This window comes from Paenibacillus sp. IHB B 3415, assembly GCF_000802655.2.
Taxonomy (GTDB): domain Bacteria; phylum Bacillota; class Bacilli; order Paenibacillales; family Paenibacillaceae; genus Paenibacillus_AQ; species Paenibacillus_AQ phytohabitans.
In genome coordinates, this window is the sequence record NZ_JUEI01000026.1 from 81,058 (window position 1) to 94,026 (window position 12,969).

At 52.2% G+C, this 12,969-nt stretch carries 12 protein-coding genes; 2 read left to right on the top strand and 10 right to left on the bottom strand.

What is annotated here, in order from left to right; genetic code table 11:
* Positions 1 to 471: 471 nt before the first annotated feature.
* The 8 genes from glp to QW71_RS14125 form a co-directional block, all read right to left on the bottom strand.
* On the bottom strand, positions 472 to 1,764 hold the full coding sequence (glp, locus tag QW71_RS14090) for a gephyrin-like molybdotransferase Glp (RefSeq protein WP_039299039.1): 1,293 nt from the start codon (positions 1,762 to 1,764) through the stop codon (positions 472 to 474).
* Positions 1,765 to 1,976: 212 nt separating this feature from the next.
* Positions 1,977 to 2,483: a DUF4178 domain-containing protein gene (locus QW71_RS14095; protein WP_039299317.1), complete on the bottom strand. Its 507-nt coding sequence runs from the start codon at positions 2,481 to 2,483 to the stop codon at positions 1,977 to 1,979.
* 103 nt (positions 2,484 to 2,586) lie between these two features.
* Positions 2,587 to 2,997, bottom strand: coding sequence for a DUF350 domain-containing protein (locus QW71_RS14100; RefSeq protein ID WP_039299050.1), 411 nt, complete (start codon positions 2,995 to 2,997; stop codon positions 2,587 to 2,589).
* A gap of 126 nt (positions 2,998 to 3,123) precedes the next feature.
* A complete protein-coding gene (locus tag QW71_RS14105; protein WP_039299055.1) occupies positions 3,124 to 3,792 on the bottom strand; it encodes a PspA/IM30 family protein in 669 nt (222 codons plus the stop codon).
* 80 nt (positions 3,793 to 3,872) lie between these two features.
* Complete coding sequence (locus QW71_RS14110) at positions 3,873 to 4,211, bottom strand: hypothetical protein (RefSeq protein ID WP_039299057.1); 339 nt, start codon at positions 4,209 to 4,211, stop codon at positions 3,873 to 3,875.
* 97 nt (positions 4,212 to 4,308) lie between these two features.
* Complete coding sequence (locus QW71_RS14115; RefSeq protein WP_039299060.1) at positions 4,309 to 5,241, bottom strand: dihydroorotate dehydrogenase; 933 nt, start codon at positions 5,239 to 5,241, stop codon at positions 4,309 to 4,311.
* Positions 5,234 to 5,938 (bottom strand): dihydroorotate dehydrogenase electron transfer subunit, encoded by a 705-nt coding sequence (locus tag QW71_RS14120; RefSeq protein ID WP_039299063.1) that lies wholly within the window; start codon positions 5,936 to 5,938, stop codon positions 5,234 to 5,236. Before QW71_RS14120 ends, QW71_RS14115 begins: the two co-directional genes overlap by 8 nt.
* Positions 5,939 to 6,024: 86 nt before the next feature.
* Positions 6,025 to 7,065, bottom strand: a complete 1,041-nt coding sequence (locus QW71_RS14125; protein WP_039299066.1) for an NADH:flavin oxidoreductase/NADH oxidase — start codon at positions 7,063 to 7,065, stop codon at positions 6,025 to 6,027.
* A 193-nt stretch (positions 7,066 to 7,258) separates the two neighbouring features.
* Between QW71_RS14125 and QW71_RS14130 the strand changes: the two genes are divergently transcribed.
* On the top strand, positions 7,259 to 8,119 hold the full coding sequence (locus tag QW71_RS14130) for a polysaccharide deacetylase family protein (RefSeq protein ID WP_039299069.1): 861 nt from the start codon (positions 7,259 to 7,261) through the stop codon (positions 8,117 to 8,119).
* A 153-nt stretch (positions 8,120 to 8,272) separates the two neighbouring features.
* Here QW71_RS14130 and QW71_RS14135 read toward each other — a convergent pair whose 3' ends face one another.
* Positions 8,273 to 8,950, bottom strand: a complete 678-nt coding sequence (locus QW71_RS14135) for a 3D domain-containing protein (RefSeq protein ID WP_039299072.1) — start codon at positions 8,948 to 8,950, stop codon at positions 8,273 to 8,275.
* 391 nt (positions 8,951 to 9,341) lie between these two features.
* Here QW71_RS14135 and ppk1 point away from each other — a divergent pair, with 391 nt between their 5' ends.
* On the top strand, positions 9,342 to 11,462 hold the full coding sequence (gene ppk1 / locus QW71_RS14140; protein ID WP_039299075.1) for a polyphosphate kinase 1: 2,121 nt from the start codon (positions 9,342 to 9,344) through the stop codon (positions 11,460 to 11,462).
* Here ppk1 and QW71_RS14145 read toward each other — a convergent pair.
* Positions 11,410 to 12,936: a Ppx/GppA phosphatase family protein gene (locus QW71_RS14145; RefSeq protein WP_039299081.1), complete on the bottom strand. Its 1,527-nt coding sequence runs from the start codon at positions 12,934 to 12,936 to the stop codon at positions 11,410 to 11,412. The two genes, ppk1 and QW71_RS14145, sit on opposite strands and share 53 nt — an antisense overlap.
* Between the last annotated feature and the right edge of the window lie 33 nt (positions 12,937 to 12,969).

The following is a 12,969-nucleotide window of genomic DNA, read 5'->3' on the forward strand; positions in this document are numbered from 1 at the left end:
GCCATTCAAAGTTAGTTAATGCCCTCGACAGTCTATTAAATGGGCGTTTCCTTTACCCCTTGTAACCGGTACATGGAAGTAGTATCTGGAGTGGCTTGAGTGAATGGTGATGCTCTATGCAATTTTCGGTTTTCTATTATGAATTTTTCATATGATGATTTATTGGAAATATATCATTGCAGCACTTGGTTGCCGGGTTATCGGTCAACAGCTGGTCGGGTTGCTGACTGGCACCATCTGCATTTTAAATGTTTATAATCCCTAGCGATTTACCATTATATTGTGATTTTTTCACATAATGCAATATTAGTATAAACCCAGACAGCACTTACCTGAGAAACTCCCCCCTAAAAATGCCTGCAGGAAAGGTCATAAGTGCTGCACGAAGGTATTCTTAACTATTCCTGCTAATGACGATGCTCCTGCTTATGGCCGTTTGACGGTAGAATGAAGATATCATTTCCCCACTATTCACCCCCGGATCTCCCCCGGCAGCTTAAGCACGGTTACTTTATCCCCGGAAGTCATCTGCCCGCTATCCGGCGGAATGACGATGAGGCAATCGCTGTCTTTGATCGTAACCATCACGGAGGATTCGTCAACGCCGGCAGGATGAGCATAGAGAACGCCCTCCCGGATCACCAGCCGGGCCCGGACATACCGGGTAAAGGGGTTTACCCGCTTATAATCCACGCCTAGCGCTGCTGTCCATTCCGGCAAAAAGGGCTGCGCCGCCCCTTGCATCAGACCGATGACAGGCCGGGCGAACAGCTGGAACCCTACAAAGCAGGCTCCCGGGTTGCCTGATAAGGCTAGCAGAATGGTCCCTCCACGTACTGCTGCTGTTGTAACGCTGCCCGGTCGCATGGTTACTTTGTTAAACAGCATTTCGCCGCTTTGCTCGCGGATCAGATCACCCATAATGTCATAATCTCCGACGGACACACCGCCGGTAGTAATTACAAGATCATAGCTCTCCAGTGCCATCTGCACCTTACTCCGGGCAAGCTCCAGATCATCAACAATCGCACCAAGCATTACGGGTTCTCCGCCTGCTTCCCGTACAAGCGCCTCCAGCATAGGAGAGTTGCTGTTGCGGATTTTACCCGGAGCCAGCGGCTCGTCCACCTCAAGCAGTTCAGTTCCGGTGGCGAAGATTGCTACCTTAGGTCTGCGATGCACGGGAACATTCGCAACACCCAGCGCAGCCAGTGCAGCGATATCACCGGCACCGATTATTTTCCCCTCAGGCAGCACCAGTTCTCCTGTCCCCAGCTCAAGGCCGCGCGGCGTAATATGAAGTCCCGCCGCTTGCGGCTTGCGAATGCCCACATAAGTAACATCATCTTCCATCCGGCTCTCTGTGGCTTCCAACATAATTACAGTGTCCGCGCCATCCGGAACCTGCGCTCCGGTCATGATCCGCGCAGCAGTCCCCGTCGTAATCTCTCTTGACGCTACTGCGCCGCAGGGAATAACATCGACCACCTCAAGCCACACCACGCTGTTATCGCCAGCCGATGCTGTATCTGCTGCGATAACTGCATAGCCGTCCATACTTGAGCGGTCAAATGCCGGAAAGGGATGTGGTGCATGAACGGACTGGGCCAGATAGCGCCCGCAGCTTTGATTCAAAGGAACCTCTTCATTCATAAGGGGGATTGCATATGCTGTCAGCCGGACCTGAGCCTCTGTCACCTGAAGCGCGGAGCGCTGAAATTTATCATTGGTATATTCCTTGTTATTGTTCTCTGGGTTAGCCATGGAAGTAGTCCATCCTCCTTGTTAAGTTGGCAGTTTCCTGCATCTGCTGAGCTACGCCCATTTTAACATGCGGCACTACAAAGGGAAATTCAGCTCCGGGTTGGCTCACACGCAAAAAGGGACGCACACGGCCTGTAACAGGCGGTGACATCCCTTAATCTCAATACGATTCAGTTGTTAGCAGCACTGTTCTCTTCTGCTCCATGTAAACCTTAAGACGCACGAATCACTCTGACATCAGCCGGAATGACAGTTTCACCTTCATAGAGCATGAACCGGCCATTCTGCCATTCCACGCGCAGCAGCCGCGAATCATCCGACTGGTACTGCCAGACATGCTGCTCTCCGCCATTCATGTAAGGAGTCTGGCCTGTAACTGCTGCATACCCCTCGTATTCCTCCTCCAGATAAAAGGTACAGTCATCCAGCTCCAGGGTAGCCGGTACCTCGGAAGGGCTATCCAGACGCCCGTCGATCGGATGATACAACCTGTATTGCAGCTGCTCCCGTTCTTCAATATACAGATAGGAAATCTGGCTTCCGTCGCGAAGCGTCAATACAGCAGCATTGCGGCCGCTGGTCTTCGTCCGGCCCGTTACTTCGTAAGTTACCAAAGATACTTCGCAAATATCTCCGGGAGACAGGTCAAGCATGCTTTTGGGCGCAGCGGGCGCCTCCGGCTTCGAGAACATATTACCGATTCTTTTCCATAAACCCAAAGCCATCAATCCTCCTAAAAGTTTTGTGAGCATTCACTACATCGATTTCCCTCCGCAAAACTCGCTTCGAAAGCATCCGCTTAGTTCTGTCAGAGTAAGTATGTTATCCACGAATAAATGCAGCAATAATTAGAGCCCCGATTACATGCAAAGAGCCTGCAAGCAGACCGTAGCCGACTTTGCCCAGCTGAGTGCCATGATCGAGATCAAGCTTGCCTACCCTGCCCAGCAGCAGCTCGGCTGATTTTTCCAGAACGAACAACAGTACAAAAGATACAATAGAGACAACCAGCGCTTCCCCAAGCCGGCTAGCCGCAGCAATGGATGACGATAAAATATAGCCCTGAGCCCCCAGCTTCAGCACAAAGCGCGTAGTGACTGCCATATTGCCGGCTTTGAGCTCTTCCAAATCTTCATAACGGGTAAACAGCGAATCCACGAACATCAGCACACACAGCAGTACTGCGCCGCTGACCGTCCACACTACCATGGACACCAGGGTATGGAAATCCATTGCTTTAGCCCCCGCTTGTTCAGATTACCTTCCAGGTAAGACAAAGATAAGGCGAAGGAGAAACCGCTAGTTCTGTCTCCCCTTCGCCTGTGGACAACCGCCTGAACTCCGGCTTATGCCAATATATTATTGTTTGTCGTACTGCTTCATCAGTGCAGCCAGCTCATCCTCAACCGCCTGGTCTTTACCCAGCTTCTCGAATTCATCATCCAGCGATTTGTTGCCGGAGCTCATCTCGTTGCTGGCTTCTGCCTGCGCTTCTGCCTGAAGCATCTTGTCTTCCATCCGTTTGAGACCGGCGGAAGCCGAATCGGAGCTGAACCCGCTCATGGCTTTGTTGATTTCAGTCTGCGCCTTCGCTGCGTTGTAACGGGCAACAAGGGTCTCACGTTTGTTCTTCATCTGTGTAAGCTGCTTGCGCATTTCTTCGAGCTTGCCGCGGAGATTGTCCGCTGAAGCCTTGTTCTGGTCGAAGCTGGTTTTGTACTCTACGAGCTTGGCTTCAGCCGATTTCTTCTCTTCCAGTGCACGGCGGGCCAGATCGGCATTACCGGCTTGGGCGGCAGCGTGTGCCTGCTGGTTACGCTTGTTCACCAGAGCTTCCTGCTCTTCGTACAATTGCTTGAACTTCTTCTCAATGGCAATCTGGGCAGCTACCGCTTTCTCGGCATCTTCCAGATCCTCGGTCATATCACGAATGTATTGATCGGTCATTTTGACCGGGTCTTCCGCTTTATCAATAATCGCATTCACATTGGACATGGTCAGATCACGCAATCTTTTAAATATAGACATGGTTCATTCCTCCAAAATAAAAGTTAGTTGCTCATTTGGTATCTTTTACGCAGGGAGTGCCACTATCGTTTCAAAAATTGTTAAATCTTTTGCAATAAATATTGGTCCACTTTGGCATTCACAATATTTACGACTTCCATAATGCCCTCTTTAGTCAGATTGTCGTAATGAATCCCCATCACAACCGTGACTGTCCGGTTCAGCGCAGCTGCTGCCCGGAGTGCAACGGATTCGCTGATCGTATGCTCCTTATGATGCGGGACCGCCGAAGTCATGACCCTGGCAGTGTCACCGTCCATATAAGCGGTGCTTGCCGCACCGATATGACGGACACCTCCGGTAATCAGCAGCAGCAGGTCACGGCCAACCGTGATTTCAGACAGCTCAATGTCATCAGGATGCGGCTGATGGGATGTCATAACAGAATTCCCCCTACCCATTATATTAACCATGGCAAGTGAAGATCTCTCAGGCTGTGCAAAAAAGTTATGCGAAATCGCAGGATCAGCCTTCCAGCTATACAATACCGCGGATTTCATCAAGTGAGCTGATATTCTCTTCAGCCATAAACTGCTGCAGTTCTTCGACAAGCGTACTGCCGGCCCGTAAATTCATGAAGTTGTACGTTCCCACTTGAATGACGGCTGCACCGGCCATAATGAATTCAATAATATCGGTAGCTGAGGTGATGCCGCCCATCCCGATAACCGGAATGGATACACGTTTGGATACCTGATGCACCATCCGCAAGGCTACAGGCTTAATCGCAGGTCCGGACAGACCGGCATACAGATTATTAAATACACTGCGGCGGCGGCGCACATCAATCTTCATTCCTGAGATCGTATTGATCAGCGAGACGGCATCCGCCCCCTCTGCTTCGCACATCTCAGCCATCTCAGCGATATCCTCGGCGTTCGGCGACAGCTTCACGGCCAGCGGAAGACGGGTTGCTGCTCTAACTGCCCGGACGACCTCAAGCGCTGCCGGAGTCTTCACGCCGAAGGCGATGCCGCCTTCCTTCACATTCGGACAAGAGATGTTCAGCTCGATCATATCCACTGCCGGTTTGCCTGTAAGCAGGCGGGCATCCGCATCGCGCTGGATCAGCTCGGCGCCGAGCACGTAATCAGCCAGTGTGTTGCCGCCCAGATTCACGATACGTGCCGTGTCCAGTGTCTCCCAGTATGGGAGCTCCTTGGCCAGGAAGGCTTCCACTCCCGGATTCTCAAGTCCTACACTGTTCAGCATGCCCGAAGCTGTCTCATACACGCGTACACCGGGATTTCCCGCTTTGGCATGGAGTGTGAGCCCTTTGCCGGAGATTCCGCCAAGCAGGGATACATCATAGAGCTTGCCATATTCACGGCCGAAGCCAAACGTGCCCGAAGCCATAACAATCGGGTTCTTGAAATGAACACCGGCAATATTAGCAGTTGTATTAATCATGGAACAGTACCTCCCCAGCCAGGAAGACGGGGCCGTCCGCGCAGGCCTTCCTTTGTCCATCCTTGCAGGATACACTGCAGACGAGACAGGCACCGATGCCGCAGGCCATTCGGTTCTCCAGCGACAGATATACGTCAGGACGCTTGCCGGCTGTTTCCGCTGCTATGCCTTTGAGCTGTGCCGCCTTCAGCATGGGATGCGGACCGCAGACAAATATATGATCATAGGACGTGAAATCCACGCTGTCCAGAATGTGGCCGCCCACATCGACGGTCAGCTCGGCAGCAAGCGGACGGAAGGCTTCGGTACGGAAAGGTTCCCGGCTGAAGCCGAGGTAGATGTCACTCTCCGGAAGCTCCTGGGCGCAGTAATAGAGCGGAGCAATTCCGATGCCCCCGCCTACTAACGCGACCTTGCCTTCCACACGCGGGAAGCCGGTGCCGAATGGCCCTTCGAGTTCAAGCTTGTCGGCCGGCTTCAGTCCGGCAAGAATCTCCGTGCCTTCCCCTACTACGTGATACAAAAAATCAACACCGCTGTCATTCACCTGATGTATGCTAAGCGGTCTGGACAGCAGCGGATAGGCTCCCCATGCCCGCAGCATGTAGAATTGACCCATCGCACCGCCGTTACCTCCTTCAACCACCAGGTGGTATACTCCGTCTCCCAGCCGCTCGTTACTTATCACCGTCGCCACGTTATCAAGCTCCTTCAAATTTAATCTTATTAACCATGCCTTAGAAGGAGCTTAAAATCTGTGACATACTTCACAATCACAGCCTTCTATTTCTTGTTCCAAATCCCGCGCAGATAAGGTTTAGGCAAATTGGCCTGATGTACCCCTCCGAGCGCTTCTTCCGCATGTAAAGCCCAGTATGGATCACTAAGCATCCCCCGGCCGACAGCCACAAGTTCGGCCCTCGCTTCGGTAATTACGGCCTGGGCCTCCCCGTAGGATTCCAGACGCCCTACAGCTATTACCGGAACCTGCAGTCCGCTGCGTATGTACTCAGCAAGCTCCACCTGATAAGCCGGTCCTGCATTAGGACCTCCATTAGAGCCGATCGGGCCTTCCCCGCCGGATGATACATGGAACATGTCTACTCCTGCAGCTTTGTAGCGGCGGCAGAATTCCAGCGCGTAAGCTTCATTATATCCGCCTTCTACATATTCCTTAGCGGAAACTCTCATTAGAAGCGGCATCTCCGCCGGCAGCACTTCACGCACCGCCTCCACTACCTGCTCACCGAACAGCGCGGGATCGCTGCCGTACTCGTCATCCCTGACATTGGATAGCGGGGAATGGAACTGGTGGATCAGGTACCCGTGGGATCCATGCAGCTCAACGGTATCAAATCCGGCCTCAACCGCCCGGCGCGCAGCATCCCGGTATGCCCTGATCATCTTTGCAATCCCGTCCCGGGTCAGCGCACGGGGCGTTTGGGAATGTGCATCAAACGGGATCGCCGAAGGCGCAACCGGGGGATTGGCATCCACCGCCTTACGGCCGGCATGTCCAAGCTGGATGGCGATTTTGGCACCCTGGGCATGAACAGCCTCTGTTATCCGCTTAAACGCCGCAATCTGCCCGTCCTCCCAGATCCCCGTATCCTGATTGGTAATCCGCCCGTCCGGATGAATCCCGCTCATCTCTACAATAATAAATCCGGTACCGCCGACAGCGCGGCTGACATAATGCACAAAGTGCCAGTCTGTAGGAATGCCATCCTGCTTCTCAACTGCATATTGGCACATCGGCGGCATAACCACGCGGTTCTTCAAAGTGAGGGCCTTCAGTTCATAAGGTGCAAACAAATCTGTCATTCTTGTCTCCATCCTTCCCGTTTCTCTCATCATTTGGCGGGCTTACCCCCGTATTCATTAAGTATACACGTATTTACGGACAGGTTAAATCTTTAGGTGATTCACATGCTGACAGCATAAATTCGCAAAGGCTGGGAATAACAACCCTTGTATTTCAAAATATCCAGCTGTGTGATCAGAGGAGGCGTAACCCATGAAGTTGGCGAGAATCCGCCGCATTTTGCTCCTTATTTTCATAATAATAGTGATCCTGCCCAGCATCTTCCCGATTGCTGTGTCTGCTTCTGCATCCGCTCCAGCCTCCGCCCGGCCGAATGTCTCTATGGAAGAAGATCCTGCTGTTCCGGCCGGTTCCACCGCCTCCCAGTCTTCAGCCCGGCGCCACAAAAGAAATAAAGGACTTTCTCTAAGCCAGCTGCTGCGCAAATATCCGGATACGATCAAGACCCAGGGTCCGCGGCGCAAGATCATTGCCCTGACCTTTGACGATGTGCCTGATCCGCGCTTTACCCCGCAGCTGCTGGATGTTCTCCATAAATATAATGTCAAGGCCACCTTTTTCGTGGTCGGCAGCCGTGCCGAGAAACATCCCGGTCTGGTTGCGCGGATCATCCGGGAAGGCCATGCGATTGGCAACCACTCCTACAATCATCCCGAATTCGGCAAGCTGGGGATGAATGAATTCCGCACCCAGATTATCCGTACCGAGAATATTATCCAGGCTCTTGCGGGTTACAAACCGAGGCTGATCCGTCCCCCGTACGGTGACATCAGTGAGCAGCAGCTGAAATGGGCCAGAGCCCACGGCTACAAGCTGGTGAACTGGAACGTTGACTCCCTGGACTGGAGAGGCTTATCCAAGACCCAGGTACGGAACAATATCCTCTCCAGGGCCGGAAAAGGCGCAATTATACTCCAGCACGGCGGCGGCGGCCGGGGCAGCAATCTGCAGGGTACCATACAGGCGCTTCCGGAAGTCATCAGCATTATGCGCAAACGCGGGTATAGCTTCGTGACTGTTCCGCAAATGTTCGAAGTCAGCAAAAGCAAATGAACCGGCTGATGCACCAGAGCCTGTATATCAAGTAGAAACAGAGGGATAATTTATAGCTTGAAGCCTTTATATATTAAAAAAGGAAACAAAACCTGCCGGAGACGGCCTGGTTTTGTTTCCTTTGGTAAATGGTGCAGCTATACATTTATCGGGTTATTGAATAATATACAACTGTACATATTGATAGCCGAAATCGGCTACAAAGCTCTGGCTGCCGGGAATGAAGATGTCAATCCGGTTGCCCTTGATCGCGCTCCCCATGTCAGTAGCAGTCGCCAGGAATGCCTGCTTCGGGAGACCCGGATGAGAATATCCGGTAACGAGAACCTTGGTACCCAGCGGAATGACACTAGGATCAACTGCAATCGTTCCCAGCTTAAGCGCATTGCCGAAATAATCCACCGCTCCCCATTTTCCATTCTCACTGGCAGCAGAGGAATAAGCCGAAGCCTTTACCTGTATGGATTTGGCATAAGTATAAGCTTTGCCCCATGCTTGAACGGTGTTTGATGCAGGCTCCACACTCAGTGCTGACAAGTCTGCGTTAGTTACAACCGCGGCGGCTGCCGATTCTGTGACTGCTACCGTTTTGGCCTGAACAGTGCCCGGAATGGCAAGCTTAAGACCCGGGTAGATGTTGCTTGCAGAGATCTGCGGATTCGCGCTCATGAGTTCTTCTACGCTGATGTCATAATGATTGGACAGCGTATAAAAGGTAGTTGCTTCTCCAGCGATATGTACGCTGTCAGCTTGAACAGGGGCGGCTTGGAGCAATGTGCCGAGTCCCAGTACAGCAGCCAGGGCTGTGATGGCTCCGAACTTGATTTTCATTAAATAGCCTCCTTCATTAGTGGGCGTCCAGGATATAACGGATACGCTCCGCCAGTGACGCCAAGATAACGCTGGACCTATGTACTTTTTTGTTGCCAGGTCTCTGGAATTGCGGCGCTTTGTAAACTAACAGTTATGAATATATCACAACTTTGTAACCAGTGGCTATGTTTTTGTTACGTTTGGAAATATTTTGCCTATATACAGCGTTTTCATCGGGTTAATTATTACATATTCTTAATATCTAGCATTGGAATTATCGTGGCTTCAGCAATCTTTTTTAAGTTTTCGCGAAAATTTTACACAGTTTTAACATTTCTCCCTTTGGCAAATAGTAGAATGATAGAATACGATAGATAATGTAGAGACTGAAGCATAACTTGGAGGGTCAATGAACGTGAATGCAGAAGAGAAAAAAAACAACCACACCAGTCCCGCAACAGCCTATCTGAACCGCGATTTGAGCTGGATTGAATTCAACCGCCGTGTCCTTGCCGAAGCACAGGATCCGGAGAACCCGCTTATGGAGCGGGCCAAATTCCTGGCGATTGTGTCCAGCAATCTGGATGAATTCATCAGTGTCCGGGTAGCGGGCATTCAGGATCAGATCCGGGCGGGTTATACCAAAAAGGATTTCACCGGCTACACCCCCTCCGGCCTGTACAAGCGTCTGATCAAACGGGTCACCAAAATCATCGCCGACCAATACCGTACCTTCAAGGACATTTCCCGGAGTCTGCACAAGGAAGGGATCGTGTTCGTCGATTACAAGGACCTCACACATGCCCAGGAGCAATCCATTGAGCAATATTACCGTGATATCATCTATCCAGTCTTAACGCCGATGGCCGTGGATCAGAGCCGTCCGTTTCCGCTTGTGCACAGCCAGTTCATCTATCTGGCAGTAGTGCTGACACGCAAGAACAGTCAGGAAGAAGAACCTTATTTCGCAATTCTGCAGATTCCGTCGAATCTGCCGCGCTGTATCCCGCTGCCCCACCGCTCCAACAGCAAGAAACGGCAGTTTGTCTTCATTGAAGATGTGATCCGCCAGCATATCCAGACCTTGTTCAGCGGGTATGATCCTGTGGCTGTCAGTGAATTCCGCCTGACCCGCAATTCCGATCTGACCATTGATGAGGAAGGCGCAGAGGATCTGCTGGAGGAGATTGAGAAGGAGCTGCGCAAACGCCGCCGCGGCGTCCCTGCCCGTCTTGAAGTACAGAAGGGGATTCACCCTTATGCCCTGGAGCAGCTGCAAGCCGAATTCGAGCTTGAAGATTTCGTATTTGAAATTGAAGGACCGCTGGATCTCAGCTTCCTGCGGGGGTTCGCCGGCAGCGTCAAGGGCTTCAGCTACCTGCATCATGCACCGATCGAGCCGCTCTATCCGGCGGAATTCGAGGAGAATGAGGACTTCTTCGAGGTGCTTAGCGAACGTGATGTGCTGGTCTATCATCCGTATGAATCCTTCGATGCCATGACGGACTTCATCATTCAGGCTTCCGAAGATGAGCAGGTTATGGCGATCAAAATGACCCTGTACCGGGTCAGCGGGAACTCGCCGCTGATTACCGCCCTGGCCAATGCCGCCGAATCAGGTAAACAGGTTACGGTAGTTGTGGAGCTGAAAGCCAGATTTGACGAGGAACGCAACATAGCCTGGGCGCGTAAGCTGGAACAGTCGGGCTGCCACGTGGTCTATGGCCTTGTCGGTCTCAAAACCCATGCCAAGGTCACGCTGATAGTCCGCCAGGAAGGCCCTGAGCTGCGCCGTTATGTGCATGTAGGGACAGGTAACTATAATGACAGCACGGCCAAGGCGTATACAGACCTTAGCCTGTTCACCGCCAATCATGAGATTGGCCTGGATGCCTCGGAGCTGTTCAACCAGATGACCGGTTATTCTGCCAACTATAACTGGAACTCCTTCATTGTGGCACCGACCAATATGAGCCTGTCACTCCAGAAGCTGATCCTGCGCGAAGCAGAGCATGCTGCCGCCGGCAGACCTGCACGGATCATCGCCAAGATGAACTCCCTGTCCAATCAGGAGGTCATCGACAACCTGTACAGCGCAGCGCAGGCCGGTGTATCGATTGATTTGATTGTACGCGGTGTCTGCTGTCTGCGTCCGGGCATTGAAGGATTAAGCGAACGGATTACTGTCCGCAGCATTGTTGACCGTTTCCTGGAGCATTCACGCATCTATTATTTCGAGAACGGCGGCAAACCGGAGGTCTATCTGTCCAGTGCGGACTGGATGACCCGGAACCTGACGCGGCGGATTGAACTGATGTGTCCGGTGAAGGACAGCAGCATCCGCAAGCAGATCGTCAAAATACTGGACCTGTCGCTGATGGATAATGTGAAATCCAGCTTCCTGCAGCCTAACGGTTATTACGAACGGGCGGACGACAAAAAGGCCCCATTCCGGAGCCAGTTCGCTGCTATGAATGTTACCCGCTGGAAGGGAGGCCGAGCTTTACCTTCACCGACCAAGCATTCCTGAAGGCTTTGAGCGCATTCTCAATGTCCTCCAGCCCGATAAGAACTTGTCCGCCCTGCAGCTCCAGATCCAGCGTATTGTTATGCAGCCGGGCGTTGACCCCGCTGACAATGCCGATCTCGGTGCTGTCCAGGGCAATGCTTAACTGCACCAGCGTACCCAGCTTATGAATCCACTCTTCGTCGGAAGCCAGCAAAATGTCCTTATGCATCTGGGACAATTTCTGCTTCCGGCTTTTGGTGCTGTAGGAAGCAATGTACGCACTTAGAATCAGCTGCCGGTGGGTCAGGCCGCGGATCGGGGAATTCATCAGCCAGTAGCGGGTATGCCGCTTGGACTGATAATAATTAATGTTGGAGCCGGTACGGTGCAGCATAATCGCCACGTAGATCAGCATCTCATGCTCCTCCCGGTCACCTTCCCTCTCAAAAGCCCCCAGCAGGCCGAGTGCCAGCTTATAGATATGATCCAGATGCCGCTTGGAGGTACGGATATCAAAGCGGATAATGGTATCCAGACTGTACTCCAGCGCGCTGTCACGGACCGGCTGCTCCGGCTTCAGCAGATCATGCAGCATGCCCTCACGCAAGCCTTCCCCGCTGATCACAGCACGGCTGGCCCCGATATAATGGTACACCGTATGGAAAATAACCAGACCGGACACGATGATATCTCCCCGGCTTTTCGATAAACCATCCAGATCCTTGCGCTTCTCATATGGAGTCGCTGGCAGGGTCTCCATGAACTTCTCTATGGTCTCTCCTTCCAGCACGTAGCCATGGGAGTTCGGCAGCGAATAGTCCCGGTTCTTCTGGTCCAGCTTGCCGAGTGAACGCAGCGTCCCGCCGAGTCCATATAACGGAAGCCCGTTGCCCGTAGTGAGCCAATCATGCTCTACCAGCCTGCCGGTAACGTATAGCTGCAGCTTACGGACCTGATCAGCGTTCCAGTTGCCGCCCTGGCTGAACATCAGATTCGTATTGACCGCACCGAACGGGAAAGAGATGCTGTGCTGATAACGCCGTCCGCGGAATAAGGTGACTTCCGTGCTTCCGCCTCCGATGTCAATGACGAACCCGTCCTGAATATCAAAGGCATTGATGACCCCGAGAAATCCGAAATAAGCCTCCTGATGCCCGCTGATCACTTCAATCCGGATGGATGACGCTTCAGACAGATAGCTTATAATCTCGGCGGAGTTGGCTGCGTTGCGGATTGCGGCGGTAGCTCCTGCGCGGATGTTATCCACTTCGAAATCATCACAAATCTCTTTGAACTGGTGGAGGACAGGAATAATCGTATCCATATCCTTCTTCTCCAGTCTGCCTTCCTTGGTAATTTTCTCACTCAGACGGGCAGAGTACTTGCATTCCTTAATGATTTTGTAGCCGCCTGCCTGCGTCGTATCATAAATTACAAGCCGTATGGAGTTGGAACCAATATCAATAATGCCTATCCGGCAAAGATCATCTCTCATCTGTATGTACTCCCTTTCAAGTAGATTGATCAT

What these genes read in the sequence shown, in the direction of transcription:
- QW71_RS14135 (WP_039299072.1), bottom strand. Translation starts at nt 8,950, where the DNA reads ATGAAAATCAAGTTCGGAGCCATCACAGCCCTGGCTGCTGTACTGGGA.
- QW71_RS14145 (WP_039299081.1), bottom strand. Translation starts at nt 12,936, where the DNA reads ATGAGAGATGATCTTTGCCGGATAGGCATTATTGATATTGGTTCCAAC.
- QW71_RS14115 (WP_039299060.1), bottom strand. Translation starts at nt 5,241, where the DNA reads ATGATTAATACAACTGCTAATATTGCCGGTGTTCATTTCAAGAACCCG.
- glp (WP_039299039.1), bottom strand. Translation starts at nt 1,764, where the DNA reads ATGGCTAACCCAGAGAACAATAACAAGGAATATACCAATGATAAATTT.
- QW71_RS14125 (WP_039299066.1), bottom strand. Translation starts at nt 7,065, where the DNA reads ATGACAGATTTGTTTGCACCTTATGAACTGAAGGCCCTCACTTTGAAG.
- QW71_RS14100 (WP_039299050.1), bottom strand. Translation starts at nt 2,997, where the DNA reads ATGGATTTCCATACCCTGGTGTCCATGGTAGTGTGGACGGTCAGCGGC.
- QW71_RS14110 (WP_039299057.1), bottom strand. Translation starts at nt 4,211, where the DNA reads ATGACATCCCATCAGCCGCATCCTGATGACATTGAGCTGTCTGAAATC.
- ppk1 (WP_039299075.1), top strand. Translation starts at nt 9,342, where the DNA reads ATGAACGTGAATGCAGAAGAGAAAAAAAACAACCACACCAGTCCCGCA.
- QW71_RS14130 (WP_039299069.1), top strand. Translation starts at nt 7,259, where the DNA reads ATGAAGTTGGCGAGAATCCGCCGCATTTTGCTCCTTATTTTCATAATA.
- QW71_RS14105 (WP_039299055.1), bottom strand. Translation starts at nt 3,792, where the DNA reads ATGTCTATATTTAAAAGATTGCGTGATCTGACCATGTCCAATGTGAAT.